A 26,792-nucleotide genomic window follows, 5' to 3' on the forward strand; every position below is an offset into this window, starting at 1 on the left:
TTGGATAAATTGGGGTAAAGTAGCGACGCAACTAATAATTAGGGGATCTCATGTCTTTATCAAAAAATGTACAATCAGAATTTTTAATCGCACCATCTATTCTATCCGCTGATTTTGCGCGTTTGGGCAGCGATGTAGAGAAAGTCATTGAGGCAGGCGCAGATGTTGTGCATTTCGACGTCATGGATAATCACTATGTCCCGAACTTAACATTCGGTCCGATGATTTGTGAAGCGCTCAGAAATTATGGCATTACAGCGCCGATTGATGTGCACTTGATGATTAAGCCCGTAGATGCCCTTATCCCTAGTTTTGCTAAAGCGGGTGCGGATATCATCACGTTTCATCCCGAAGCAAGCGAGCACGTTGACCGCAGTCTTGCATTAATCAAAGAGCATGGTTGTGAAGCTGGTTTGGTGTTAAACCCTGCCACGCCACTACACTGCTTAGATTATGTCATGGACAAAGTAGACCAAATCTTATTAATGTCTGTGAATCCTGGTTTTGGGGGACAAAGCTTTATTCCCAATACGCTTGATAAGTTAAAACAAGTACGAGAGCGCATTGATGCATCAGGCAGAAAAATTCGTTTAGAAGTAGATGGTGGCGTTAAAGTTGACAACATTGCTGAAATTGCAGCAGCTGGCGCAGATATGTTCGTTGCAGGCTCAGCCATTTTCAATCAACCAGATTATAAAACAGTCATTGATGCAATGCGTCAAGAATTGGCGAAGGTGCGCTAATGAAATTACCAGGCATATTATTTGATTTAGATGGTACGTTAGTGGATAGCATTAAAGAGATGCACTTAGCATTGAACTTAGCGTTATCAGATGTGGCTTTCCCGGTCGTTTCGCCAGGTCAGGTGCAGCAATGGGTTGGTAATGGCATAGAGGTGTTAGTTCAGCGCGGTTTGAGCTGTCATATTGAAATCAATCCTACTTTATCAGATACGCTTATTGAGCAGGCGACTGAGCGCTTCAAGGTACATTATCAGGCGCTAGTTGGTGAACATGCTGAACTTTACCCAGGTGTTGAAATTGGCTTGTATGAATTGGGCGAGTTGCCAAAAGCCATAGTGACGAATAAAAGTAGAGCATTTACATTACAGTTGTTGCAAAAACTTAACATTGAAAAGCATTTTGATGTTATTGTATGTGGAGATGATGGAAACAAAAAGCCAGCACCTGATCTTTTGCAACTTGCCTGCGAGCAGCTAGGCATTTCAACAGCAGAGGCTGTTATGATAGGCGACTCCAAAAATGATATTTTAGCTGCGCAAAGTACGGAGATATCAGTGATTGCAGTAAATTATGGGTATAATCAAGGTGAAGCTTTATCACAGTTTAATCCACAGTACCTCTGTGAGCAGTTCTCAGATATAATTCCTATTTTAACGAACCAAAATTGATATAAAGGAACAAGATGACAAAACCAGTAGTATTAAGTGGCATTCAGCCAACCGGTGGTATGACAATAGGCAATTATGTAGGTGCCATAAACCAGTGGCTTAAGCTACAAGAAGATCACGATTGTTTCTTTATGCTAGTAGATCTTCACGCCATTACGGTACGTCAAGATCCTGCACTGATGCGCGAGCGTGTTCTTGATGGTATCGCAATGTATACAGCGTGTGGTATTGACCCTGAGAAGTCAGCGTTGTTTGTTCAGTCGCAGGTACCTGAGCATGCACAGTTAAGTTGGGTACTTAACTGCTATGCGCAGATGGGTGAATTGAACCGCATGACACAGTTTAAAGATAAGTCTTCAAAGCATGCTAATAACGTTAACGTGGGCTTATTTTCATACCCTGTTTTGCAAGCGGCAGACATTCTAATTTATCAAGCTGATCAAGTCCCCGTCGGTGAAGATCAAAAGCAACACCTTGAGCTTACGCGTGATATTGCGACTCGCTTTAACAATATTTATGGCGATGTATTTAAAGTGCCTGAGCCGTATATTCCTGAATTAGGTGCACGTGTAATGAGTCTACAAGACCCGTTAAAGAAAATGTCTAAGTCAGATGAAAACCCAAATGCATTTGTGCTTTTACTCGATGAACCGAAAAAAATTGAGAAGAAACTGAAAAAAGCAGTAACGGACTCTGACGAGCAGGCACGCATTTATTTTGATCGCCAAGAAAAGCCAGGTGTATCAAACTTGTTGACCTTGTTGTCTGTTGCAACAGGTCGTCCGGTCGATGCATTGGTACCAGAATACGAAGATAAAATGTATGGGCACTTGAAAAAGGATACAGCAGCAGCGGTTGTTGAAATGCTAGAGCCTATTCAATCACGTTTTCGTGAGATCCGAGCTGATCAGACATTACTCGATAATATCATGCGCAGTGGTGCAGAAAGAGCAGGCGAGCGTGCTGAAAAAACGTTAAAAGCCGTTTATGACGCAGTTGGATTTATTCCACGCCCATAAAACGAAATGTAATCGAGATCGAAAAGCCAAAGTGTGTAAGACGCACTTTGGCTTTTTTGTTTTAGGCGTTAATTAGCGCGTTACGCAGTAGATACCTTGATTAGTTTTACATGCATCTCCTGTAGGGCATGTTCTATTTCTAAATGTGGTTGTTGCAGGAGTAGGCCAAGAACCTGTGCCACCCGCAATATGTGGCGTGTTTTCATTAGGGAGCAATCGTTTATCTTGTGAAAGTGCCTTTAGGTGCTTTTTATTTAGCTTCATCATTATTTCCTTTATTTAGCTGTATCAAAAGAACACCAGGTTGATTGAATTTTAATCGAAAGTAAAATGATAAAAATTCAAAAGAAGTTAAATAATGAAGAGGGACAAATAGGAGTGTGATCAGAGGAAAAAAGAGTGATGAGACTTCACCACTCTTTAGCAAGTAAGTCTCAGACCTACCTACTCTCACGCAATTTTTTATAGCTCAAAATAGTTAGTAAATAATTTATATAACTCTGTGCCTTGATTGACGCTTGCCGAGGCAAAGTGCAAGATAGCAATTGCATCATGTTCAAACTTAATCGGGTTTAAAGCTTCACCTTGCACATATTTGTCCATGCGCAAAATATTCACTAATGTCTCGCCTGCTTTAATGTGTCCGCCCAGCGGCGCAACATACTCTACCATGCCACCCATTGGCGCATAAAAGGCTGTATAATCTTTTAAGTAACAGGCATAGCGTTTGATTGAGTTTGGTTGGTAGCCACCTTCAAGGATCACCTCTTTGTGGCTCAGATAGCTGAGGATACTGTCAGCATCTAGCTGTGCTTCTGATAGGTCAATATGCTCTTGAGAGCCGAGTTCCACTGTAAACGCTTCATTGCTCACATCGAATTGCTTACCGTGTTTTTTGAGGGTTTCACTTAGTGTCCACCAAGGGCAGAAACAGGCTTCGTCCATTGCGCCATCAAATTCGTTGGGGATCAGCAATGTATGTGGAATATTGAAATGGTTCGCACTAGTTTGCGCGTACTCAGGACAATATAGGTGTTTTGAAGAAATGGGGCCAGTGTGTAAATCCAATACAAAATCCGCTTCGTGTGCGAGACGTTGTAAATTAACCGCGATCCGCTTGCCTGTTTTCATTGTGTGAAAAGGCTGATTAAGCAGTTCATCCGTTTTTTCAATCAACAGTTTCTTAAATTCACTGCGGATCTCTTGCTCAGATGATGCAGTATGATGTTTCGCAAACTCTTCTACCAGATGCGTATGGTCATGATACATGCGGTTCCAGTTTTCACCTGTGATTGGGTCAAAGCGACCTAAGGTAAACTCTCCTGACTTTTGATTGCAGCCAATTGGGTTAGCATAGGGAACCAAGGTGATAGAGCCTGACAGCCGAACTGTTTTGAGCTTTTCTAAAAGTGCATAGATCACGGCATTGCCTTGCACTTCTGCGCCATGCATATTGGCTTGTATATAGACATGAGGGCCAGTACTTTTATCGCCAACTGTAAACACAGGGATAGACATGGCTTGACCATTTGCAAGCTCGGCAACTTGAATGGATGTTTGATTGATCTGATTCATGGTTACCTCAAGTAATTTTCAGGCGTTAATGGCGGTCTAATGCATCGAGTTTGACCCGATTGATAAACGTATTCACTGGGTAGCGTGTGGCATAAAAAATAAGGCATACTTTCAGTGAAGCCGTAGGCGCCACATTGGCTAAATACAATCCAGTCATGCTCATTGATATCTTCTGGCAATGCATGTTCACCGAGGTGATCTAGTGCCGTACAAAGAGGGCCATGTAAAGTAAAGGGTACTGAGTCGTGCTTACTGTCACGCAATAGTTTGGCTGGAAACGCCTGTGCAGTAACCGCTGGGCGTAAAATATGGTTGATCCCCCCAGCCAAAATTAACTGATTACTGCTGTAGTTCTGTTTTTGTTCGACGACTGGATTGACATAGTAGCCACATTCACCGACTGCGTAGCGGCCAAGTTCCATCCATAGCTCATCAATGTTCGTTTGTGTTTTTATGCGTTCTAAGCTGGTTAAAACGGTTTTCCAATTAATGTCAGACTGACCTTCACCATACGGGATACCTAGGCCGCCACCGAGATCGAGCACACGCAAATGAATGTTGAGTTGCTGCGCAAGCGTCAGTAATGGGTCAACCATTTGCTGCCAAAGCGAGGATAATTTATCTGCGTCAAGCATATTTCCCCATTGGAAAATGTGTAAACCAACAACATCTAAATTAGGAAAGTCAGTCACGACAAGTGAAGACCACTCTTGCGCGCCTAGACCGAAGGGCGTCAAGCTATCTCCACCTAACGGGTTCTTTTCGTTATCAGGCCAGCGCAGTTGAACGCGCAGTAAAATACGCAATGTTGTATTGTGTCGCTTGGCTGCTTCTTGCAACCAAGCCACTTGATTGAGGCTTTCCGCGACAAAGGTGTCTACACCTTGTTTTAAGAAGGCCTCAATTTGACGTTTGGACTTAGCAGGTCCAGTGTTGAGTACGCGTTTTGGGTCGATACCTTGTGCGAGCACTTGTTGTAATTCTCCGCTGCTTGCAACGTCAAAGTTAAATCCAGCCTGATCGAGTGTTTGGATAACACTTGATAACGGGTTTGCTTTAACTGCATACCATAGTTTCACTACGGATTGGTCGGTTAATTGTTGCAAGTGCGCGCGCAATGCATCTAGGTCGTAAAGATAAAATGGCTCATGTTGGCTCTGTGTCAGAGCGGTAATGGCATTTTTTACTGGCGTACTCAAAGCTGGCATTAGCGAAGTACCTCTTCTAGCTCAAGTGCTGCGTCACTTTGGTCATCGCGATATTTAACAATCAATGCACACGATAAGCTGAGACCTTGTTGCTGAGCCCATTCGCCTTTTGCAGGACGAGAGCCCGGGATGACGATGGCGTTTTCAGGAATGGCTTCGCCTTTATCTAGTGTACGTTCGTTCACACAGTCATACACAGGGATGCTGGCAGAAAGACGAACACCTGGTGCGAGTACAGCCCCTTTTTTGACGACTACGCCCTCAACAAGTATACAGCCTGCGCCAATGAACGCATTGTCTTCGACAACAACAGGGCTGGCACCAACTGGCTCCAATACACCGCCTACTTGCACTGCTGCGCTAAGGTGAACATTTTTACCGATTTGCGCACAAGAACCAACCAGAGCATGACTGTCTACCATAGTACCTTCATCGATATACGCGCCAATATTGACATAGGCTGGCGGCATGATGATGGTACCCGCTGCGACGTATGCACCGCGACGAACACTGCTACCACCTGGCACCATACGCACGCCAGCTTCAGCTGCAAAGCCTTGTGGCGCTAGGTTGTCTTTATCTACAAAACCACCTGGGTATTCGATATTTGTGCCATTTCTAAACGCTTCTAAGATCCCTTCTTTGACTTCGACATTTGCGTGCCAATTGCCTCGCTCATCCTGTGTTGCTGCGCGAACAGTGCCGTTTTCTAGATTGTTTAATAGGGTTAACCAGCTCATGATACTTCCTTAACTCCAAGATAAAATTGTTGAATTTGCGGTTTTAATAAATGTGGTGTCACTGAGTTCCAAATGTGTCAGTGGTGGGCGCAGACGTGGTGTTTCTAACTGGCCCTGTAAGTGCATTAACACTTTGACTGGGATTGGGTTAGCAACGCTAAATAGGCTGTTTACAGCATCTGTCCAGGTAGTAAATAAATTTGGAAAGGTGCCTGCCAAAGAGCGTTTTACAAACTCCGCAGTTTGCTGTGGCCACGCGTTGGCAGCAACAGACACAAGGCCTGCAGCTCCAGCTTGCGCGAAATAAGGCATCAAGCCGTCATCACCGCTATAAATTGCAAGCTTTGGAGAGGCTTTGCGGAATGATTCAAATGTGGCAATGTCGCCACTTGCTTCTTTAAGCGCCCATAGGTTTGGATGTGAAGATAAATTCTCGATTACACTTGGGCTAATTGAAACCGCGCTTCGACTCGGTACGTTGTATAACATGCAAGGGTGGTTACTCGCATCTAGCAATGTTTTAAACCAGTGAGTCAGGCCGACGTTGCCGGGCTTGGCGTACAAAGGTGAGCCAACTAAAAATGCATCGACGGGTTGCGTATTACAAAACTCAACCCAGTCTAATTGGAGTGCGAGATCATATCCGCCGATGGCCACCATCAAAGGTACGCTGGGTGACAGATCGCAGACAAAGCGAACGATATCGCGTTGCTCTTGTACAGAAAGCGCGAGACCTTCTCCTGTACTGCCAAGTAATAAGATGCCGTTGCCAGCATCTTGCTGCGCATGTACCAGCTGCGTTAATGTTGCAAAATCAACGTGATTATTCTCGTCGAATGGCGTAACAAGCGCAGTCCATAACGGGTAGTCAGATAAGTTGTATTTAGATTTCATCTCTACCGAACTTAAATGCTGCTCGGAGACGTGGGACATAAGATATGAAGTCCAGCTTCCGAACAATTAAAATTCGAAGAGCAATGGACTTAAAATAGAATAAGGCTCGGCCTTAATCTTTCTAAGACCAGAAGCTCTCCACCAAATATGTTGGTGACAGTCGCAGGGATTCAGCCCATGCGCCCGAAAAAATCACTCAGCAAAAATGATTTCTTCTCGGCGTTAATTCCCCTCACTAGATGTCGACGGAGTTTGCTCTCCTCAACCTAGTTACCTGAATAACGCACCTCTTCCAGCCCTCAAAATAGCTTATACAGCTATTTTGCGATATTAGGGTCAGCGCAAATTGAAACATTTTGGCCATCTAGGTGTCAAGTATCAATCTGTAAAAGATGAAAATTAAGCTACACTTGGATATAAAAGCTATGTGCTTCACCATTGTTTTTTGCATCCAACAAGGAGGCAATCGGTTGCTTAAAATACTGAAAACCTTTCGCTTTAGATACATACTTGCCATTTCTATCATGATGATAGTGATCACAACCGCAATGGCGACGATGCAAGTGCTGTTATCTCAGCAAGCGGCCAGTGCTCGGGTAATTAATACTGCTGGGATGCAGAGGATGTTATCGCAAAAGGCTGCATTGCTACTAGGTGCAGAATACATCAGACAGCACCCAGGCACATTTGATGAGCAGCAAATGCTGCGTGATACATTGAGTACGATGGCCGAGAATCAAGCTTTTTTACTGCAGCAATCTGAGCAAAGATATGTCCATTTATCAGCTGATTTACAGGCGTTTTATTTTCAGCAACCCGTTGCTTTAGCAACGCGCGTAGATCAGTTTATTGTATTGGTCGAATCAGCACATAAACAAGCTTTATTAGGCCAGTTAAAAGTAGAGCGGCTAATACAGGTGCAAACTCGTGCCAGTGAGCTCTTGGTATATTTAGATCAAGCGGTGACTCTGCATGAACTGGTTGCGACCGATAAGGTTAAAAAATTACAAAATGTTGAGCTCTTTATTTGGATTTTTGGTTTATTAATCTTGATATTAGAAGCTCGCTGGATTTTTTATCCTATGGAGCAAAGCATTCAAAAAAAGATTGCGCATTTACAAAAGTTACGCTTAGAAGCAAACCGTTTAAAGCGCAGTAAAAGTGAGTTTTTGGCCAGAGCGAGTCATGAAATGCGCACGCCATTGCAAGCGATTATGGGCTATTTAACTTTGTTTAAAGAATCGGCGAAAGCTGCGCATTTAGAAGTTGTAGAGCATGCCGCTAAGCAGCTTAATATTTTATTATCGTCTATAGATGATTATAACGTGCTTTCGGAGCACAAAGACATCAAGCTAGAGAGCAAAGTTGCCAGTCTATGTGAGACAATTTCTCACGCTGTGGCAATTTATAAGCCATTACTACAACAGAAGTCCGTCTTGTTTAATATTGATTTAGGGGAAGGGCTTTCTAAAGCTGTGGCGTGCGATCATAATCGCACCGCTTGGCTGGTTGGGCAAATTTTAGATAATGCCGTGAAATATACGGAATATGGCGAAGTGAGTTTAGAAGCAGACTGCATTGTAACAAAAAGTGGTGAAGGTATTTTTAGATGCATTATCTGTGACACTGGCCCGGGTATTGCGCAGTCTCAAGCTAAAATTGAAGAAGAGGAAAACTTTCAGGGTATGCAATTAGGCCTAACGCGTGCGCAATTGATTGTCACTATGCTTGGCGGAAAAATTGTTTTTTCTGATAATTTGCCACATGGCACGCAAGTACTGTTAGAGCTACCTGTTGATATTGTCAAACAGTCACCGCCTAGTTCAATTGAAGAGAGGCGTGAAGTGCCTGTATTGCTGGTGGAGGATAATTTACTCAATGCCCGCGTTGTGGTGACTTTGCTTGAAAAGTTGGGGTTATCAGTTGTGCATGTCGTCAATGGGCAAGAGGCGTTGTCTGAGCTGCAAAAGCAAGACTTTAGCCTAGTGCTGATGGATTTAAATATGCCGATCATGGATGGTTTTACGGCGATAAAAATGATCAGGCATAATCTTGGGCTTGAAGTGCCGATATTAGTGCTTACGGCAAATACTTCAGAGCAAGCGGTTAGCCGAGTCTATGAACTCGGTGCGAATACACATTTGTTTAAACCTGTGGATTTACAAGCTTTACAAGAGAAAGTTGAAATTTTGATTATGCCTTCAATGGCCAGTAATACACTGTAAAGCTGCTTTTTAAAACATAGTGATGGGTGCAAGGTGGATACACCCATTTTTATGTTCTAAATTCGCTTAACAGTAAAGCCCTGTTTTTTTAAAAGTGCAATGAGCCCGTCTTTTTTTGGTAAATGCAGTGCACCTACAGCAATAAAATGTGAGCTCTTCTTCATGTCAGGGACGAGTGTGCGCACCCAAGTATGATTGCGATCGATCACTAAGATTTGCTCGGCAAGGCGTGCATATTTTGAGTCATCAAAGCTTAAATCATAGTAGCTGGCTAATTTGTTATCGTTACCTGTTTTCCATGCGTTAATCATTTCTTTAATAAAGCCATCGGAATCCTGCATTTGCGATAGAGTTTGCGTGACCATTTCATCACTGAAGATGGCGACATGGCTGAACATTTCTAGTTGTTGTTCAAATACTTCCAATTCTTTAATCTGTTTATTATGTTGATTGGCATAGGCAATAACCTGCTTATCAATACCATATGTGTCACTAAATCCAGACTTTTGATATTCAAGTTGAACCATAGTCAAGATAACAGTCCATGCGGGCATGCTATCAAATAGCGCGATATTGATATCGCGTTTGGAGAAATAAGTTTTTAGCTGCTGATAGACCTCTTTAGAAAGCGCTTGTGGCAACGGGCGGCTGTTCGAGTTGGCAATAAATGCAGCTGTTCTATTTTGGATTTCAAACGGGGAGAGCGCATTGATATTCAGTTCAACTACAGTACGCTCTGATTGCTTTATTGCGTTTTTAACCTTATCAGGTAGACCCTTCATACTTGGGTCCCCGACATGTACCGTGCCGAATAGATAAGATGTTACGCCATTTTTTTCGACACTCCAAAGCGCAGGAGAGGCGTAACTCATAGTACTAAAAAGCACGAATAAGCAAAATGAGATAAGTAATTTGAAAGGCAAAATATGTTTCACTGCAGCGGTCCTTTTTAATCTTGGAGTTAACATCATAATCAATTGTTGATGTAAATCATAAAAATTTAATACAAAAACATGATGTGCATAATTGTCTTCGATATTTTTGAGACGATTTGTCATTTCCAAAGTTATCTTAATTGATTTGAATATTTAATCCTTAAAAAGCTATTTATTGGGATTTATTTTTCTTTATTGTAGTTTTGTGACATTTATTTAGCATAGTTTTTATGGTTGACTTGTCGGCTATCGCGGGTTACTAATAGAATAAAGCACAGGCAGTCAGAATAATTCTGCCGAAAAATGGCATCAAGCACAGTTTAATTTTGGATTAAGATTTATGTTACTAACAGCAACGCTACTAGTCGTGATTATCAACGTGGTGATTATTATTACCGCGGGGGCTTCGTAGTGCTGTAAGAAAAGAATCAGCTAAGAGCCCCCCGCACTGAAAAGTTCGGGGGGCTTTTTCGTTTTAGGGCAAAAAAACAGAGCAAAGGGCAATGAGCAAAACAATGACAGGCGCACAAATGGTGATTGATATCCTTGTTAAACAGGGGATTTCAGACGTATTCGGTTACCCCGGTGGGGCAATTATGCCGATTTATGATGCGCTTTATGGTGCACCACTGAAGCATTATTTAACACGCCATGAGCAGGGGGCTGGATTTGCTGCGGTCGGTTATGCACGCAGTACAGGTAAGTTAGGGGTGTGTTTTGCGACCTCAGGACCAGGAGCTACAAATTTAGTGACCGCATTGGCAGATGCCATGATGGACTCTGTGCCTCTGTTAGCTATCACAGGCCAAGTACCCACAGCGGCGATTGGCTCAGACGCGTTTCAAGAAGTGGATGTGCTAGGCATGTCGTTGTCTTGTACCAAGCATAGCTTTATGGTCGAGCGCCCCGAAGATCTTGCTGAAGTGCTTCAGCAAGCGATGCACTTGGCTGTCTCTGGACGACCAGGCCCAGTGTTGGTTGATATTCCAAAAGATATACAACAAGCCTTGGTGCCATTTTCGCCATGGACTGCGCAAGTACAGACACAAGATGAGGCTGATTTGCATGAATTGGGCTTAGCCAATGAGTTGTTGCAACAAGCACAAAAACCTGTGGCTTATGTTGGCGGTGGTGTTCATAGCGCAGATGCTCAGCCCGCATTGATGGCATTTTTGGCACACACCAATATGCCTGCAGTATCGACTTTAAAAGCCCTTGGCAGTGTATTACCTGAGTATGAATATGATTTAGGCATGCTTGGCATGCACGGCACTAAAGCGGCAAACTTAGCTGTACAAGAGTGTGATTTATTAGTGTGTATAGGCGCGCGTTTTGACGACCGCGTAACCGGTAACTTGGCTAAATTTGCTTCGAAAGCAAAAGTGATACACCTCGACATCGATGCGGCAGAAATCGGAAAACGCAAGCCAGCGGCAGCGTCATTGGTTGCGGATTTGAATACCTCTTTGCCTTTGCTCAAAGGCGTATTGGCCCCAGCAGCATGGCGAGCACATATCAGCCGCATGAAGCAAGAACATGCGTGGCGATATGATTACCCAGGGGAGAAAGTATTTGCACCGTATTTGCTGAATAAGCTCAGTCAGGATGTCCCACACGATACTGTGGTTTGCTGTGATGTCGGGCAGCACCAAATGTGGGTCGCGCAGCATATGAAGTTTGCCCATCCGAGTAATCACCTTAGTAGCGGTGGCGCTGGCACCATGGGATTTGGATTGCCAGCGGCCATTGGCGCAAAAATAGCACGCCCAGAGAACATGGTGATCACCGTATCTGGCGATGGTTCAATCATGATGAATATTCAGGAACTGGCCACCATCAGAAGAAATAACCTTGCGGTTAAGATTGTGATTTTAGATAACCAGAGGTTGGGTATGGTGAGACAGTGGCAAGAGCTATTCTTCTCAGCGCGATACAGTGAAACCAATTTATCTGACAATCCTGATTTTGTGCAACTTGCTGCTGTATTTGGCATTCCAGGGCAAACCATAACGCATGCCTCAGAAGTCGATGGTGCAATTGAACAACTTGTAAATAGTGAAGGGCCATACATCTTACACGCGTGTATTGATGATAAAGAAAATGTATGGCCACTGGTTCCGCCGGGTGCGGCAAACGATGAAATGTTAACGGAGAATACACAATGAAACATCAATTAACTGTAGCTGTAAAAAATCAAAGCGTGGCTGTTGAGCGTTTCTTGCGTGTGGCACGTCACCGTGGGTTTCGTTTGATGCAGCTTCAATTAGAGGGTCAGGACGAACTGTTTCACGTCAAAATGACGGTAGATAGTGACAAGCCTATCTATCTATTAACGTCACAATTAAATAAGCTAGTGGATGTGCAATCGGTTGATTTGCATACATTACAGCAGCAGGCAATATAACAAAATTAAGGTTTATAAGAATGACACAAACATCTGAATTAATTTGGCACAACGGCGAAATGATCCCTTATCAAGAAGCAACAACGCACGTATTGAGCCACGCACTGCACTATGGCAGTTCGGTTTTTGAAGGGATCCGCGCATATGAAACGCCTAATGGTCCGGCTATTTTTCGCTTAGATGATCATATCCAACGTTTATTTGATTCAGCAAAAATTTATCGCATGGAGATCCCTTTCACAAAAGAAGAGATCAAAACCGCGTGCAAGCAGGCAGTAAAAGAAAATGGTTTTAGCAACGCGTATTTAAGACCGTTTGCTTTTTTAGGACATGTTGGTTTAGGGCTTAATCCAAAATCGCATCGGGCGGATGTCACGGTCGCGGCAATGGAGTGGGGTGCTTATCTAGGTGAAGATAGTTTGGCACAAGGTGTTGATGTCTGTGTGTCTTCATGGAGTCGACTTGCCCCAAATACGATGCCGACAGCAGCAAAAGCCGGCGGTAACTATCTATCATCTCAGCTGATTTCAGGTGAAGCAAAGCGCAACGGTTATGTAGAAGGTATTGCGCTAGATGTGAATGGCTATTTGAGCGAAGGCGCGGGCGAGAACTTATTTGTGGTTAAAAAAGGCGTGCTTTATACGCCGCCCACAACCGCTTGTATTTTACCAGGTCTGACGCGCGACACGATTATTCATTTAGCCAAAGAGCGCGGTTATGAAGTGCGTGAAGAGCCGATTGCCCGTGAAGCACTGTATCTTGCTGATGAATTTTTCATGGTAGGGACTGCTGCAGAGGTGGTACCTGTGCGCAGTGTTGACCAAATTCAAGTGGGTGAAGGCCAACGCGGCCCAATCACAGCAGAATTACAGCAAGCTTATTTTGATTTAGTGAAAGGGCAATCAAGCGATCCTCAGGGCTGGTTAGATTACGTAAACAGCTAGTACTGAGAGTATTTATTTTTTGGGAATGAGGGTTTACCGAGCATCGGTATTTAAATAAAAAGGGGTCAACATGGCTAAGTTACGTAGTAAAACAACGACTGAAGGACGCAAACGAGCAGGCGCAAGAGCGCTTTGGCGTGCGACAGGAATGACGGATGAAGATTTTCACAAACCGATGATCGCGGTCGTCAATTCGTATACACAATTTGTACCCGGTCATGTTCACCTCAACCAACTGAGCGATTTGATGGCAGATGCCATCCGTGAAGCTGGTGGCGTACCTCGTGAATTTAATACCATCGCGATTGATGATGGCATCGCCATGGGTCATGGTGGGATGTTGTACTCTCTGCCATCAAGGGATCTTATCGCGGACTCAGTGGAATATATGGTCAATGCGCATTGTGCGGATGCCATGGTATGTATTTCAAACTGTGACAAGATAACACCGGGGATGTTGTTAGCCGCTTTAAGGCTAAATATTCCAGTTATCTTTGTATCGGGTGGACCAATGGAAGCGGGTAAAACCCGTCTTGCAGACATCGACTTAAAATTGGACTTAGTTGATGCCATGGTAAAAGGCGCAGATCCGACGGTCAGTGATGAAGACTCTGAACAGGTTGAGCGTTCAGCTTGCCCAACATGTGGTTCGTGTTCGGGCATGTTTACTGCCAACTCGATGAACTGTCTGCTTGAATCTCTAGGTCTGGCATTACCAGGCAATGGCACGACTCTCGCAACGCATAAAGACAGAGGACAGTTATATAACGGGGCAGCAAAGCGCATTGTTGCGCTGTGTGATGAATATTACCGTCAAGATAATGAGGCGGTTTTACCGCGTAATATCGTCAATCAAGCGGCGTTTAATAACGCGATGACACTCGACATCGCGATGGGCGGCTCATCAAATACGGTATTACATATTTTGGCTGCTGCGCAAGAGGCGGGAGTTGATTTTGATATGGCGGACATTGACCAGTTATCAAGAAATACGCCGTTCTTATGTAAAGTCGCACCAGCTACGCAGCAGTATCACATTGAAGATGTGCACCGTGCTGGTGGCATCATGGCGATATTAAATGAGTTGGCAAAAGCAGGTAAGTTAGACTTAGGTGTGGGCCATGTGGCGGGTGGCACATTGGGTGATGTATTGGCACGTTGGGATGCCAATGATAGCAGCAATGAAAGAGCACAAAAATTTTACCGTGCAGGCCCTGCGGGGATCCGTACAACGCAAGCAATGAGCCAAGAATACCGTTGGGATACATTAGATTTGGACCGAGAAGGCGGGTGTATTCGCAGTGCTGAGCATGCATTTCGTCAAGACGGTGGCCTTGCGGTCTTAACCGGCAACCTTGCACCTGATGGCTGTATCGTTAAAAGCGCTGGGGTGGTGGATGAAATGTTAGAGTTCACAGGCCCAGCGGTGGTATATGAATCACAAGATGATGCGGTTGAGGGGATCTTAGGTGGTCAGGTGAAAAAAGGCGATGTCGTGGTGATCCGCTATGAGGGGCCAAAAGGCGGTCCTGGCATGCAAGAAATGCTTTATCCAACCAGTTACTTAAAATCTATGGGCCTTGATAAAGACTGTGCGTTACTTACCGACGGCCGTTTTTCTGGGGGCACCTCAGGTTTATCAATTGGTCATGTTTCTCCGGAAGCTGCGAGCGAAGGTACATTGGCATTGATTGAAAATGGTGATTTGATAGCGATTAACATACATACACGTGGCATTGATGTGTTGCTCGATGACACTGAGCTTGCTCTGCGTCGAGAGAAGCAACTTGCGCGCGGTAAAGAGGCGTATAAGCCAGTTGATCGCGAACGAGTCGTGACGCCTGCATTAAAAGCATACGCATTGCTGGCAACCAGCGCAGACAAAGGGGCTGTGCGTGATTTAGAGAAATTAGAGGAGCTCAGTTAGCGATGGTGGCACAAGAGCTAGATTACTTTCGGGCTATTATCCAAGCGAATATGGCCCCTCTGGTGAAGCAAACGGATGTGAGTCACTTAAAAGGGTTATCAGAACGGCTCAAGCACCAAGTTTGGCTTAAGCGGGAAGATCAACAACCTGTTTATTCTTTCAAACTCAGAGGCGCATTCAATAAGTTGCGCCAACTGCCTGCGCATTCTCATGTGATCACGGCGTCAGCAGGTAATCATGCGCAAGGGGTGGCATTGAGTGCTGCCCACCTAGGTCATCAGGCAACCATTGTTATGCCTGTGACGACCCCAGAAATAAAAGTGAATGCAGTGCGTAATTTAGGCGGGCATGTTGTATTACATGGTCATCACTTTGATGCAGCGAATACGTACGCGCAATCTTTATGTCAGCAAGAAGGGGGTGTGTTTGTACCGCCATTTGATGATAAAGATGTGATTGTTGGTCAGGGAACGGTTGCGCGTGAAATGATGCAGCAATTAGACAAGTTAGATGTGGTGTTTATCCCAGTTGGCGGCGGCGGGCTGCTAGCCGGCATGGCGGTATATATTAAATCTTTGCGTCCAGATATACGTGTGATTGGTGTCGAAGCGACGGAAAGCGCATGTTTGCATGCCGCAATGCAGCAGGGTCAACCGGTAGAGTTGGATCAAGTAGGCTGTTTTGCTGACGGGATCGCGGTGAAGCGGATCGGTGAAGAAACATTTCGACTTGCGCAGACCTATTGCGATGAAGTGATATTGGTCTCAACCGACGAAATCTGCGCAGCAGTACAAGATATCTTTGTTGAAACACGGGCAATCGCGGAACCATCAGGTGCAGTTGCATTGGCTGGACTAAAAAAGTGGAGCATGGCCCATAGCGATTCTGAGCTTTCTTTAGCAGCTGTGCTTTCAGGGGCAAATCTCAATTTTGATCGGTTACGATATATTGCTGAGCGCACAGCGCTGGGGGCAAAAAGTGAAGCGTTATTTGGTGTGACCATTGAAGAGCAAAAAGGCAGTTTCAAGCAGTTCTGCCAGACTTTGGGGGGGCGTGCGATCACGGAGTTTAACTACCGCTTTGCTGGTGGCACAAAGGCACAAATATTTGTTGGGGTTGGGCTACGAGACGCTGAGCAAGAGTTACAAGAATTGACATCAAGTCTCTTTGAAAATGGGTATGAATTTACCGATTTGTCAGATAACGAGCTGGCCAAATTGCATATTCGTTATATGGTCGGAGGCAAGCCGCCTGTTGAGATCCAAGAGCGATTATTACGATTTGAGTTTCCAGAGTACCCCGGTGCATTACTTAGGTTTTTAGAGACTTTAGGCTGTGAATGGAATATCACCTTGTTCCACTATCGCAATCATGGTGCTGCGAAAGGTCATGTGTTGGCTGGGTTTGAAATGCTACCGCAAGAGTATGCCAAATTTGAAGAGCACTTAGGGCGCTTGGGATATGACTATAGGGATGAAACAAATAATCCGTGTTTTTCTCAATACCTTAAATCTGAACAAGATCTTGCACGTAAAGTGGGATGAATTAATCACAACTCCTGTTCTTTCTGTCCTTTGACTTCTATATTCATTGATAGATTTTCTAAGGACAGCCTATGCTTCGTTGCTTTTATTTATTTGCCTTCATTTGCACCAGTGTCCATGCATCTGTACTAGAGCCTGTCACACTTCAACTTAAGTGGGTCCACCAATTTCAATTTGCTGGTTATTATGTTGCTAAGCAAAAAGGCTTTTATCGACAAGCAGGTTTAGACGTGAATATTGTCCCTGCACAGAAACACCAGCCTGATGAACAGTTCAAAGTACTTTCAGGCCAAGCTCAATTCGGTGTCACGCATTCAGGTCTGTTAGAGCAGCGAATGAAAGGTAAGCCTTTAATTGCTCTGGCCTCGGTGTTTCAGTCTTCGCCTTATTGTTGGATGGTACGTGCGGACAGTGATATTTATTCCCCAAAAGATTTTCAAGGTAAAAAAATTAGTCACTTGGGGCGCACTGAGGGGGCCGAGTTAGTCTTGATATTAGAACGTGCGGGTATCGATGTCAGTCAGTTGCCAATTTATTCGGGCTTGTCCCCTTTGCAAGACTTTAAAGCGGGTCAGTTTGATGCACTGCAAGTATATGTGTCTAATGAACCATTCAAAATGGCACAGCAAGGCATAGCAACACGGCAGATCTGTCCAAAGCACTATGGCATCAATGTTTATGCTGATATTTTATTTACCTCTGAAGATGTTTATAAGTATCGGCCTGAAATGGTCGCTAAATTTCGCAGCGCAAGTTTACGAGGGTGGCGCTATGCACTGGCGAATTTAGAGGAAGCCTTGCAAATCACAAAGCTCTACGCGACGCAAAAAAGCTTTGAAGAGCTGGCGAATGAAGCTGATAAATTAGTCCCTTTTATAAAAGCGCCGGGGATCCCAATTGGCAATATGTCTCTGGCCAGATGGCAGTGGATAGCGCAACTATATCATTTAGATATTGTGGCTTTTCATGAACATAAAAATGCGTTTTTATACTCTGAAGAGAGCGCAAATGACATCAATTGGTCGTGGATGCTCATTTTGGCTATCGTGATGAGTATACTCTGCATTCCTATGTATGTCGGTTTGGTACTGCAAAGAAAAAGCTATAGTTTGATGGATTGATTAGAAGCTTTAGTAGAGGTTTTCTATCATCATGATGATGGATTACAATAAGGCTACATGCAGTAACTATAAAATTTTATGATCTCGTCTTACATCACACACTTTCAGTCACTTGATAGACTGCTCCATGAAACACGTCAGTATTGGCAATTATTAGCCTTTGATCATTTGGTAACGCCTTGGCCCGAGTTAGACGAATATTTATCGACATTAGATGAGCAAACTGTCACTGCACTGGATATGGATCAAGGTGCTTTGCAGCAAGCTTTGGTAAAGTACATTCCGCAGCTAACCGAGATAAGCGAATTAACACAAGTCACATTAACTGAGCGTCCGCGCACAGAGCTGCCTTTTTGGTTAAGTAATGGCATCAAGGGTCGTAAAGTTGGTCAGTTGCAAGATTTTGTTTCTGCACTCAATGAGCAACAACTTCCGGTATTGGAGTGGTGTGCGGGGAAAGGGCATCTGGGACGGATCTTAGCTTATACGGGCATACCGCATGTAGACAGTATTGAATTGCAAGCACACTTATGTGAGCAAGGAGCGCAGAGTGCTGCGCATCAAAATCTCGATATGACGTTTCACTGCGCTGATGTGCTGAGCGATCCTGTGAGCCATCATTTTAAAGTGACACAACATGCGGTGGCTCTGCATGCTTGCGGTAAGTTACATCAGAATTTTATGCGTGAAGCAGCTAAGGTGGGCTGTGAGAAAATTAGCTTATCGCCTTGTTGTTATCACTTGTTTACCAGTGATGAATATCAACCAATGAGTGAAGAGGGCCAACAAAGTGCGCTGCGCTTAACACATAATGACATGAAGTTAGCGTTACAGGAGACAGTGACCGCACCAAGTAGAGTGGCCAAGGTGCGTAAAAAAGAAGTACTGTGGCGATTGGCCTTTGATGCGCTGCGACGAGACATCACACAGACAGATCATTATGTCAGTGTACCCTCTGTGAATAAGGCCATTTTTTCTGGTGAATTTGCTGATTTTTGTGTATGGGCAGCAAACAAAAAAGGCATCGACTTGCCTGAGCAGGTCGACTATCAGCGCTATTTATTACAGGCACAAACAAGGCAAAAAGTGACTGAGCGCATTGAGCTAGTTCGCCATGGTTTTCGGCGTGCGATTGAATTGTGGCTTGTACTAGATAGAGTGTTATATTTGCATGCAAAGGGGTATGACGTGACGCTAGAGCAGTTTTGTGAAAAGTCACTAACACCAAGGAATTTATTGATACAGGCAACCAAACGCCAGTAGCGCGAGGAAAAACAATGTGCCAAAAACATAACAGTCACTTAGCACACTTATTGGAAAATAACCGCCAGTGGGCAGAGCGCACGCGGATCCGCGATCCTGAGTTTTTTAAGACTTTATCGATGCAGCAAAATCCAGATTATTTGTGGATTGGCTGCTCTGACTCGCGAGTGCCCGCCAATGAAATTGTTGACCTAATGCCTGGTGAGCTGTTTGTTCACCGCAATGTGGCTAATGTTGTGGTACACACGGATCATAATTGTTTGTCAGTGATGCAATATGCGGTCGAGGTACTAAAAGTGAGCCATATTATGGTGGTGGGTCATTACGGCTGTGGTGGTGTTAAGGCGGCGTTAGAGGAAGCTAAATTTGGTTTGATAGACAATTGGTTGAGGCATGTTGTTGATATCAAAGAAAAGCATCAAGCGTTGTTACGCGAAGTCACTGAGGCTGAGCGCAGCGATGTATTATGCGAGCTGAATGTCATCGAACAAGTACGCAATGTTTGTCGCACGAGTATAGTGCAAGACGCATGGCAGCGCGGACAACAGCTAAAAGTGCATGGTTGGGTGTATGGGCTGGCAGATGGCCTACTTAACGAGTTGGTACCAGGCGTGAGCTCTCAATCTTGTTTGGCAATGAGTTATGAACAATCCTTGCTCTCGTTAGTCACGCGTCATTTAGATAAGGCGGCTGAGCAAACTGGATAATACAGGTGCAATAACACAAGCACGCTAAACAACGTGCTTGATGTATTTTTCAAAACTTAAAGTCTTATTCAGCGTCGCTTTGCTTTTCTAGTTTTGCTTCTAATTCTGCTACTTTGGCTTCTAGCTCAGTAAGCTTTTCACGTGTTCTGATCAACACTTTACTTTGAATATCAAACTCTTCACGGCTAACAAAATCCATTTCGGTCAATTTTGTTTGAATTGCTTGCTTGGTTTTTGCTTCGAAAGTTTCTGCTAAATTACGCACACCTTGTGGCATGTTGCTTGAGATCTGCTTTGCGATCTCTTCGATTTTTGCTGGGTTTATCATGTCAGTGCCTTATAGCTAGTTGATACGCAATATCTTACCGTAAACTAGAATATCGATAAATGCATTTTAATCTCTGTTACGTATCTAAATGTGTCTACGTTCAATCATAATCAAAACATTGCAAATTGGTATTGTGGCATGAATAAGATAAACTAAGCGGCTCCAGTTGCTCAGGGTACACGCCTTTTATGAAACTCAATCCCAAACAAGATGAAGCCGTTAAATATATTAGTGGTCCATGCCTCGTATTAGCAGGGGCTGGCTCGGGGAAAACCCGCGTAATCACAAATAAAATAGCGTATTTGGTACAGCAGTGTGAATATAAAGCACGCAATATTGCGGCGGTAACCTTCACCAATAAAGCGGCCAAAGAGATGCGTGAGCGCGTATCTCAAACACTTGGGAAGCAAGACGCAAAAGGGCTTTGGATTTCAACGTTTCATACCTTGGGTTTAAATATCATCAAAAAAGAAGTTAAAACACTGGGATTTAAACCCGGCTTTTCACTGTTTGATGATCAAGATACCAACCAATTACTATCAGAGTTAACGGAAAAAGAACTCGAAAAAGATAAAGATTTACTCAACCTATTGAAGATGCAAATTGGCAACTGGAAAAATGATCTGATCTTGCCTGAGCGCGCCATTAGGGAAGCGCGTGAACCGCAAAAAGCGTTGTTTGCACAACTATACGCACGTTATCAAACTCAGCTTCGCGCATACAATGCCCTGGATTTTGATGATCTGATCATGATCCCAACCTTGCTCCTTGGCAGCTCCGCAGAGGTGAGAGAACGCTGGCAGAACCAGTTTAGATACTTGCTGGTGGACGAATATCAAGATACCAATACCAGTCAATATCAGCTGGTGAAATTGCTGGTGGGTGAGCGCGCTCGCTTCACCGTAGTTGGTGATGATGATCAGTCTATCTATTCATGGCGTGGTGCCAAGCCGCAGAACTTGGTGTTATTGAGCAAGGACTACCCGGGTCTGAGGTTAATTAAGCTAGAGCAAAATTACCGAAGTGCTGGGCGCATATTGAAATCTGCTAACATCTTGATTGCCAATAACCCCCATGAATTTGATAAAAAACTATTCAGTGAATTGGGTTATGGTGACCCACTGCGTGTGATCGCGACTCGTGATGAGGAGCATGAGGCTGAGCGGGTGGTGGCTGAGATCATTTCGCATAAATTCATGAAGCGCACTAGCTATAAAGATTACGCCATCCTATATCGCGGCAACCACCAAGCGCGTGTGTTTGAAAAAGCCCTGATGGCCAACCGCATTCCTTACAAGATTAGCGGTGGCATGTCATTTTTCGCTCGCAGTGAAATTAAAGACATCATGGCGTATCTACGACTATTGGTAAATCAGGATGATGACAATGCATTTTTGCGCATAGTTAACACCCCGAGACGTGAAATTGGACCTGTGACGCTCGAAAAGTTAGGCAGCTTAGCCAATGACAAACATATTAGTTTGTTTGAGGCGTGTTTTGACCCTGAATTGACACAACGCTTAACTGGCAAAGGGTTTAACGCCTTGGCAGGCTTTGCACGCTGGATCGTGGAGCTAAGTGATCGTGCCGTAAGAGGTGATACGCTCGAAGCGGTGAAGGATATGATCCGTGAGATCAATTATGAGACCTATTTATATGAGTCTTCAACCAGCGCAAAAGCGGCGGAGATGCGCATGAAGAATATCTCTGAATTGTATCGTTGGATCAGTGACATGCTGACAGGGGATGCAGATAATCCGCCGATGACCTTATCTGAAGTAGTAACAAAGTTAACCCTTAGAGATATGCTAGAGCGCAATGAAGAAGAAGATGAAAGTGATGCTGTACAACTGCTGACCTTGCATGCTTCAAAAGGTCTGGAATATCCGCATGTCTTCATGGTGGGTATGGAAGAGGGGTTATTACCGCATCAAACCAGCATTGATGAGGATAATGTCGAAGAAGAAAGGCGTTTAGCGTACGTGGGGATCACCCGAGCGCAGCAAACGTTGACTATGACCTATGCCAAAAGCCGCCGTCAATTTGGTGAGCAGATCACCCCAGAGCTGAGCCGTTTTGTACAAGAGCTGCCACAAGATGATTTGCAATTTGAAGGCAAAAAAGCGGTGGTATCTCAGTCTGAGAGAATGGAAAAAGGTCAAGCGCGTGTTGCTAACTTACGCGCGATGTTAAAACGTTAGTGTCTCTTGCTCGTCAATGCCTGTGCTGTTTTGGCGAGCACTCTTTAAGTTTTGTTGCTTGCCAAAAAACAGTTTTAGGCCATGTTTTTCCAATAAGCTTCTGAAGTTTAAGATGGCCGGTCCCTTAGCAATCACTTGTATAGATTTTAATTTGGTGATCGCCAATATTCCTTGTAGCTGAATATCATAGCTGTTTTGCTGTAAAACACGTTTACTAAATACTGAACTCAATAAGACATATTTAAAATCAATACTGCTTAAAAAGGCGAGATCGCAGCGCTCTTTGGCAAAATCATTGAGACCAATGTTTACCCCTAACTGTGGCAGTTCTTTGAGGTTTTCTAGTTGGACACTAGAGGCATAACGGACTTCACTTTCATCAAACATGAGGCAAAGCTGGGTTGTGTTGTGTGCAAGCATTTGCTTGAGCGTCGCAAAGGAGGATGACTCTAGAATGATGGTTGAACATGCGAATAACACGTCTTGATCATAGTTTTGCGCAATTTTGAGCGCCTTTTCTAGTAAGCCCAATTCAATGTCTAAATGCTCATCTTTCGCAGCCGCAAATTTTTTCAGCACATCAAAGCTGGTACTGCCGAGTACTGGATGCTCGCCAAATGCTTCTAAAGTAATGATCTGTGTCGAGTGATTGGTAAAATCAACCACCTCTGTACTTCTAAAGTGCGTCGGTAGCGCTGTTAAATGATGTTGTTCTTCAGGTTTATTATTGTTGCTTGTAGACGCTGTTAATAACGGATGATAAAACTCATATCGGCCGCGCCCCGCATTTTTCGCGTAGTACATGGCTGCATCCGCATCACGAATGATCTCGTCGGTATTTTTGTATTTTTTATTACTATAGGTAATGCCGATACTGGCACCGCTTTGCATGCACACACCTTTCATACAAAAGGGTTGCTGCATCACGCGAATAAGGCGCTTAGCCACATCTTCGGCTTGTTGTTTATCAGTTAGGTGGTCTAATAAAATGACAAATTCATCACCTGCAAGACGTGCAAGTAAATCGTGTTCACGAATACATTCTGCAAATGCGGTGCTGACCCAGATTAAAAACTGATCGCCGGCTTGGTGCCCCAGCTCATCATTGATCACTTTAAACTTGTCTAAATCGATAAACAATACGGCAAAGTTATGCTCAGGATAACGTTGATATTTTTGCAGTGTTTTTTCAAGCTGAGTTAAAAACAAACTGCGATTTGGCAATGATGTGAGCGGATCGTGATGGGCGTCATGATAGAGTTGCTGTTCAATTTTTTTACGCTCTTCAATTTGCATTTGTAGGTGCAAATTGGTTTGTCTAAGCGCTTTTGTCTTCTCAGCAACGCGATGTTCAAGCTCTTGGTTGCTGGCCTTAAGTGCTTGATTAGCCAAGTGAGTTTGCAGTACTGAAGCGATTTGGTTTGATACAAAAGAGATCAGCTCAACATCTTCATGATTGTATTCGTATTCATGGTTATAAGCTTGGCAAGCAATTAAACCGATCACTCCTTTGGCCGTTTTGAGCGGTGCCCCTAGCCAACTTGTGGCCGTTTCTAAGTCGTTGTAATCCGGTGGCCGTTTGACAACTCCGCCTTCAATTAAAATTGCTGCACGCTTGGTATCGATAAGCTGACTGCGCTCGGTGGTGATGACAAGCTCACTGTATCCTTTAGCAAAGGGCCGTGGGCGATATTCAGTGACTTCATCAACACAGTAGGGGAAACTCAGCCAATTTGAACCCGTATCATGCAAAGCGATATAGAGGTTGTTAGCAAAGGTAATAGAGCGAATGATTTTATGTACTTGCTTGTACACATCATCAATGTCGCTAAACTGGGTTGCTAGTTCAGAAATCTTAAATAAGATTTGCTGTCGCTCTAGGGCGCGCTTACGTTGCTCAATCTCTTTATTGAGTGCGTCATTACTCTGCATCAGCGCACGTGTGCGGATCTTGACTTCTGATTCGAGTAACTCACGTTTTTTGACGCGCTCAATCGCCGTAGCTAGGTATAAAGACATCACCTCAAGAAGCTCAATCTGATGTTCGCTGTAAGCTTGTTGAGGTTGATAGCTCTGGGATACCATCACACCAATGATGTTTTTATCTCGGAATATCGGTACGCCTACCCAATGTTCAGCTGGGCTGCCTAGGGCTTTAAATTTGCAGTCATCGATCATGTGCTGCATTTCATCTTTGGTTAGATACAGTACCTTTTTTGTATTAAAGACATAGCCAGTAACCCCTTGATCAAAATGATGTGACTCATGTAACGGCACAGAAATACCATCTTTTTCATCAACAAAATAAGAGAGCTCAAGTGTCTGGGTAAACTGGTTTTGCAGCACAACATAGAAGCTTTTACTGGGCAGGTGTTGCTCTAAGATACTATGAATTGCGGGGTATAAAAGGGTTAGCTCGGCAACTGTACTAGCCTGCTCAGAAAGCTGTATCAAGGCATGTTGCAAGTGATAGTTTTGTTTGTATTTTTTCAACAAGGACTCTAAGCGTCGATTCTTACGAGTCAGCTTGCGAATTGCAACGTCGTTTGGATCTTCCAATGATAAAACCAAAGGCTATTATTGTTTATTTATTAAACTTTATATTTTCACTTTTGACTTGAGGGGTCAAGTGCAAAATGTTAATTCAGTTACTAGACAAACATTTTGCCCTAATAGAGACAAATATGCGAGGATTTGTCTCTATTTTTTAAACGGTTTTATTTTAGCATGAAGTCGATAGCGGCTTGGATTTCTTCGTCGCTACAATCCATACAAGTGCCTTTTGGTGGCATTGCATTGAATCCATTGATGGCGTGGTCAAGCAGTACGTCAGGACCTTTATTTAAACGCGCAGCCCAATCATCCGCTGTTTTTGGCGCACCCAGTGCACCTGTACCATGGCAGGCAAAACAAGAGGCTTGGTAGATTTGCTCACCAGAGCGTGGGCCCGATGGTGCTGCGGCTGCAGTGTCTTGTGCACCCGCTAAATAGACTGAACCTATCGGCGCTAATCGCTTTTTGATGGCTTCTTCGGTTAGAGAATTATCATACGGCTGGGCGACGGCGGCCGTGGATAGCATTAAGAGTGCTGCTGACAGTTTCTTCATTTACCTTGCTCACTTCAAATTTAATGTCTTCGATCACGAAGCACGACGGATGACGGTTCCTAATTGAGTATAACGTCACCACCAAATTAGTTAAAATTTAAACTTGATCTTAAGCGTATAAAAAACATCTTTTATTGCGTTAGGGCAAAGATTTGGTCGTTTATGCTTAAAACCAAGCAAATTTTTTGTGAGCAAGTAATTGTGTGTTTAATCGATCAGTTGTGCGAGGCGTTTTATTGCTTTTTCTATGCCAGCTGATGCTTCAACGATGTTACTTGCCAGCATATACGCAGGCGTACTAATTACTTTTTGCTGCTCGTCGACAACAATGTCTGTAACCGCACATTCTACGTGTTCTGCGCCGAGTGCATTCACAGCCGCAGCAGTGTCAGCATCTGTGCCAATGGTTGCTTTTGTACCAGGTTGATGAATATGACCGATCAGAGCTGGTGCGATACATAGATACGTGATCGGCTTCTCTTTGCTGTTGAATTGCTGACATATTGATTTAAGTGACTCTAGCACTTGTGATTGTGCGCCTTTGAACGCAAAATCAGATAAGTTTTTAGCAACGCCAAATCCACCTGGGATCACTAAGGCAGCAAAATCATCCACGTTAAGCTCTGCTAAATCTTGAATTTCTCCGCGTGCAATACGTGCAGCTTCAGTTAATACATTGCGAGATTCCGCTTGCTCTTCACCCGTTATATGGTTAATAACATGATGTTGTTCAATATTCGGGGCAAAGCAGCGGTATGCAATGCCTTGCTGTGCTAGATGAAGCATGGTCAATACAGATTCATGGATCTCTGCACCATCAAATACTCCACAACCACTAAAAATGATTGCTACTTGTTTCATTTCTTATCTCCTAAGGCTTATTGTGCCTGCTATATTCAATGTAAGACGACCAACTGTGAAAAAAAATATAAAGGATCTGCTTTGATCTTTGATCATTTATGTTAGTATACGCGTCCGCTCGAATTAACGGGTCGTTTTATCACCAGTTCTCTATGGTGAAAAATACATGAGTTAATACATTTCCACAAATTCATATTTTATTATATGAAATTTAGTTTGTGTATTTTACTATATTTATCAGTGTGTTGTATGTATTAGAACACTAGCTTTATTTTATCGCTGGTGCTTTTCTTATGTTTATCTACAAAGTTATCCACAGTTTTTCCTTGTTAAGTTTCATTGCACTCCTCTCGTTTTATGCTATGCCTTGTGGCATCC

Annotated in this window: 23 protein-coding genes and 1 riboswitch; of the genes, 13 read left to right on the plus strand and 10 right to left on the minus strand. The window is 43.8% G+C overall.

Annotation, left to right across the window (positions count from 1 at the left end):
- The first annotated feature begins 50 nt into the window (after positions 1-50).
- From rpe to trpS, 3 genes are read left to right on the plus strand one after another with little or no spacing between them, the layout of a single operon-like run.
- Positions 51-743: a ribulose-phosphate 3-epimerase gene (gene rpe, locus AC2CZC_RS07845; RefSeq protein ID WP_484584401.1), complete on the plus strand. Its 693-nt coding sequence runs from the start codon at positions 51-53 to the stop codon at positions 741-743.
- On the plus strand, positions 743-1,411 hold the full coding sequence (locus tag AC2CZC_RS07850; RefSeq protein WP_484584402.1) for an HAD family hydrolase: 669 nt from the start codon (positions 743-745) through the stop codon (positions 1,409-1,411). The genes rpe and AC2CZC_RS07850 overlap by 1 nt, the downstream gene beginning before the upstream one ends.
- A 14-nt stretch (positions 1,412-1,425) precedes the next feature.
- The gene (gene trpS, locus AC2CZC_RS07855) at positions 1,426-2,430 is read left to right on the plus strand and encodes a tryptophan--tRNA ligase (protein WP_237135647.1); all 1,005 of its coding nucleotides are present in this window, start codon (positions 1,426-1,428) and stop codon (positions 2,428-2,430) included.
- A 72-nt stretch (positions 2,431-2,502) separates the two neighbouring features.
- Here the strand turns inward: trpS and AC2CZC_RS07860 are convergent, their stop codons facing one another.
- From AC2CZC_RS07860 to dapA, 5 genes are all read right to left on the minus strand, one after another.
- Positions 2,503-2,697: a hypothetical protein gene (locus tag AC2CZC_RS07860; RefSeq protein ID WP_237135646.1), complete on the minus strand. Its 195-nt coding sequence runs from the start codon at positions 2,695-2,697 to the stop codon at positions 2,503-2,505.
- 195 nt (positions 2,698-2,892) lie between these two features.
- Positions 2,893-4,005 carry a succinylglutamate desuccinylase/aspartoacylase family protein gene (locus AC2CZC_RS07865; protein WP_484584403.1) on the minus strand — a complete coding sequence of 371 codons (1,113 nt, stop codon included), beginning with the start codon at positions 4,003-4,005 and terminating at the stop codon, positions 2,893-2,895.
- A 2-nt stretch (positions 4,006-4,007) separates the two neighbouring features.
- A complete protein-coding gene (locus AC2CZC_RS07870; RefSeq protein WP_484584404.1) occupies positions 4,008-5,213 on the minus strand; it encodes a PLP-dependent decarboxylase in 1,206 nt (401 codons plus the stop codon).
- On the minus strand, positions 5,213-5,953 hold the full coding sequence (locus AC2CZC_RS07875; protein WP_484584405.1) for a 2,3,4,5-tetrahydropyridine-2,6-dicarboxylate N-succinyltransferase: 741 nt from the start codon (positions 5,951-5,953) through the stop codon (positions 5,213-5,215). The genes AC2CZC_RS07870 and AC2CZC_RS07875 overlap by 1 nt, the downstream gene beginning before the upstream one ends.
- A 9-nt stretch (positions 5,954-5,962) precedes the next feature.
- Complete coding sequence (dapA, locus tag AC2CZC_RS07880) at positions 5,963-6,847, minus strand: 4-hydroxy-tetrahydrodipicolinate synthase (RefSeq protein ID WP_484584861.1); 885 nt, start codon at positions 6,845-6,847, stop codon at positions 5,963-5,965.
- Positions 6,848-6,970: 123 nt separating this feature from the next.
- A riboswitch (Lysine riboswitch) is annotated at positions 6,971-7,147 on the minus strand.
- Positions 7,148-7,317: 170 nt separating this feature from the next.
- On the opposite strand from dapA, the gene AC2CZC_RS07885 reads away from it, so the two are divergent.
- A complete protein-coding gene (locus AC2CZC_RS07885) occupies positions 7,318-9,072 on the plus strand; it encodes a response regulator (protein WP_484584406.1) in 1,755 nt (584 codons plus the stop codon).
- A gap of 56 nt (positions 9,073-9,128) precedes the next feature.
- Here AC2CZC_RS07885 and AC2CZC_RS07890 read toward each other — a convergent pair whose 3' ends face one another.
- A complete protein-coding gene (locus AC2CZC_RS07890) occupies positions 9,129-10,007 on the minus strand; it encodes a TraB/GumN family protein (RefSeq protein ID WP_484584407.1) in 879 nt (292 codons plus the stop codon).
- Positions 10,008-10,522: 515 nt separating this feature from the next.
- Here AC2CZC_RS07890 and ilvG point away from each other — a divergent pair.
- From ilvG to can, 8 genes are all read left to right on the plus strand, one after another.
- On the plus strand, positions 10,523-12,172 hold the full coding sequence (ilvG, locus tag AC2CZC_RS07895) for an acetolactate synthase 2 catalytic subunit (protein ID WP_484584862.1): 1,650 nt from the start codon (positions 10,523-10,525) through the stop codon (positions 12,170-12,172).
- On the plus strand, positions 12,169-12,411 hold the full coding sequence (gene ilvM, locus AC2CZC_RS07900; protein ID WP_063356859.1) for an acetolactate synthase 2 small subunit: 243 nt from the start codon (positions 12,169-12,171) through the stop codon (positions 12,409-12,411). The genes ilvG and ilvM overlap by 4 nt, the downstream gene beginning before the upstream one ends.
- 20 nt (positions 12,412-12,431) lie before the next feature.
- Positions 12,432-13,355 (plus strand): branched-chain amino acid transaminase, encoded by a 924-nt coding sequence (locus AC2CZC_RS07905; protein ID WP_039607581.1) that lies wholly within the window; start codon positions 12,432-12,434, stop codon positions 13,353-13,355.
- A gap of 70 nt (positions 13,356-13,425) precedes the next feature.
- A complete protein-coding gene (gene ilvD, locus AC2CZC_RS07910) occupies positions 13,426-15,282 on the plus strand; it encodes a dihydroxy-acid dehydratase (protein WP_484584408.1) in 1,857 nt (618 codons plus the stop codon).
- 2 nt (positions 15,283-15,284) lie between these two features.
- Complete coding sequence (ilvA, locus tag AC2CZC_RS07915) at positions 15,285-16,826, plus strand: threonine ammonia-lyase, biosynthetic (RefSeq protein ID WP_484584409.1); 1,542 nt, start codon at positions 15,285-15,287, stop codon at positions 16,824-16,826.
- A gap of 71 nt (positions 16,827-16,897) precedes the next feature.
- Positions 16,898-17,947, plus strand: coding sequence for an ABC transporter substrate-binding protein (locus AC2CZC_RS07920; RefSeq protein ID WP_484584410.1), 1,050 nt, complete (start codon positions 16,898-16,900; stop codon positions 17,945-17,947).
- A gap of 78 nt (positions 17,948-18,025) precedes the next feature.
- Positions 18,026-19,210 (plus strand): methyltransferase, encoded by a 1,185-nt coding sequence (locus AC2CZC_RS07925; RefSeq protein ID WP_484584411.1) that lies wholly within the window; start codon positions 18,026-18,028, stop codon positions 19,208-19,210.
- Between the two features lie 14 nt (positions 19,211-19,224).
- Positions 19,225-19,917 (plus strand): carbonate dehydratase, encoded by a 693-nt coding sequence (gene can / locus AC2CZC_RS07930; protein ID WP_484584412.1) that lies wholly within the window; start codon positions 19,225-19,227, stop codon positions 19,915-19,917.
- A gap of 64 nt (positions 19,918-19,981) precedes the next feature.
- On the opposite strand, the gene ubiK is transcribed toward can, so the two are convergent.
- A complete protein-coding gene (gene ubiK, locus AC2CZC_RS07935; protein ID WP_039607588.1) occupies positions 19,982-20,245 on the minus strand; it encodes a ubiquinone biosynthesis accessory factor UbiK in 264 nt (87 codons plus the stop codon).
- A gap of 188 nt (positions 20,246-20,433) precedes the next feature.
- Between ubiK and rep the strand changes: the two genes are divergently transcribed.
- Entirely contained in the window at positions 20,434-22,446 is a 2,013-nt protein-coding gene (gene rep, locus AC2CZC_RS07940) for a DNA helicase Rep (RefSeq protein WP_484584413.1), read from the plus strand.
- Here rep and AC2CZC_RS07945 read toward each other — a convergent pair.
- The 3 genes from AC2CZC_RS07945 to elbB form a co-directional block, all read right to left on the minus strand.
- On the minus strand, positions 22,435-25,005 hold the full coding sequence (locus AC2CZC_RS07945; protein WP_484584414.1) for a diguanylate cyclase domain-containing protein: 2,571 nt from the start codon (positions 25,003-25,005) through the stop codon (positions 22,435-22,437). The two genes, rep and AC2CZC_RS07945, sit on opposite strands and share 12 nt — an antisense overlap.
- Positions 25,006-25,163: 158 nt before the next feature.
- Positions 25,164-25,553 (minus strand): c-type cytochrome, encoded by a 390-nt coding sequence (locus tag AC2CZC_RS07950; RefSeq protein ID WP_484584415.1) that lies wholly within the window; start codon positions 25,551-25,553, stop codon positions 25,164-25,166.
- Positions 25,554-25,760: 207 nt separating this feature from the next.
- On the minus strand, positions 25,761-26,414 hold the full coding sequence (gene elbB, locus AC2CZC_RS07955) for an isoprenoid biosynthesis glyoxalase ElbB (protein ID WP_484584416.1): 654 nt from the start codon (positions 26,412-26,414) through the stop codon (positions 25,761-25,763).
- Positions 26,415-26,792 lie beyond the last annotated feature (378 nt).

It is taken from the genome of Pseudoalteromonas sp. MMG033 (assembly GCF_057197785.1).

Excerpts from the sequence above, each read along its gene's own strand:
- AC2CZC_RS07865 (WP_484584403.1), bottom strand. The coding sequence starts at position 4,005 with ATGAATCAGATCAATCAAACATCCATTCAAGTTGCCGAGCTTGCAAAT.
- AC2CZC_RS07850 (WP_484584402.1), top strand. The coding sequence starts at position 743 with ATGAAATTACCAGGCATATTATTTGATTTAGATGGTACGTTAGTGGAT.
- AC2CZC_RS07950 (WP_484584415.1), bottom strand. The coding sequence starts at position 25,553 with ATGAAGAAACTGTCAGCAGCACTCTTAATGCTATCCACGGCCGCCGTC.
- ilvD (WP_484584408.1), top strand. The coding sequence starts at position 13,426 with ATGGCTAAGTTACGTAGTAAAACAACGACTGAAGGACGCAAACGAGCA.
- AC2CZC_RS07920 (WP_484584410.1), top strand. The coding sequence starts at position 16,898 with ATGCTTCGTTGCTTTTATTTATTTGCCTTCATTTGCACCAGTGTCCAT.
- rpe (WP_484584401.1), top strand. The coding sequence starts at position 51 with ATGTCTTTATCAAAAAATGTACAATCAGAATTTTTAATCGCACCATCT.
- AC2CZC_RS07870 (WP_484584404.1), bottom strand. The coding sequence starts at position 5,213 with ATGCCAGCTTTGAGTACGCCAGTAAAAAATGCCATTACCGCTCTGACA.
- trpS (WP_237135647.1), top strand. The coding sequence starts at position 1,426 with ATGACAAAACCAGTAGTATTAAGTGGCATTCAGCCAACCGGTGGTATG.
- AC2CZC_RS07925 (WP_484584411.1), top strand. The coding sequence starts at position 18,026 with ATGATCTCGTCTTACATCACACACTTTCAGTCACTTGATAGACTGCTC.
- ilvA (WP_484584409.1), top strand. The coding sequence starts at position 15,285 with ATGGTGGCACAAGAGCTAGATTACTTTCGGGCTATTATCCAAGCGAAT.
- dapA (WP_484584861.1), bottom strand. The coding sequence starts at position 6,847 with ATGAAATCTAAATACAACTTATCTGACTACCCGTTATGGACTGCGCTT.
- AC2CZC_RS07905 (WP_039607581.1), top strand. The coding sequence starts at position 12,432 with ATGACACAAACATCTGAATTAATTTGGCACAACGGCGAAATGATCCCT.
- elbB (WP_484584416.1), bottom strand. The coding sequence starts at position 26,414 with ATGAAACAAGTAGCAATCATTTTTAGTGGTTGTGGAGTATTTGATGGT.
- rep (WP_484584413.1), top strand. The coding sequence starts at position 20,434 with ATGAAACTCAATCCCAAACAAGATGAAGCCGTTAAATATATTAGTGGT.
- AC2CZC_RS07875 (WP_484584405.1), bottom strand. The coding sequence starts at position 5,953 with ATGAGCTGGTTAACCCTATTAAACAATCTAGAAAACGGCACTGTTCGC.
- can (WP_484584412.1), top strand. The coding sequence starts at position 19,225 with ATGTGCCAAAAACATAACAGTCACTTAGCACACTTATTGGAAAATAAC.
- ilvM (WP_063356859.1), top strand. The coding sequence starts at position 12,169 with ATGAAACATCAATTAACTGTAGCTGTAAAAAATCAAAGCGTGGCTGTT.
- ubiK (WP_039607588.1), bottom strand. The coding sequence starts at position 20,245 with ATGATAAACCCAGCAAAAATCGAAGAGATCGCAAAGCAGATCTCAAGC.
- ilvG (WP_484584862.1), top strand. The coding sequence starts at position 10,523 with ATGACAGGCGCACAAATGGTGATTGATATCCTTGTTAAACAGGGGATT.
- AC2CZC_RS07860 (WP_237135646.1), bottom strand. The coding sequence starts at position 2,697 with ATGATGAAGCTAAATAAAAAGCACCTAAAGGCACTTTCACAAGATAAA.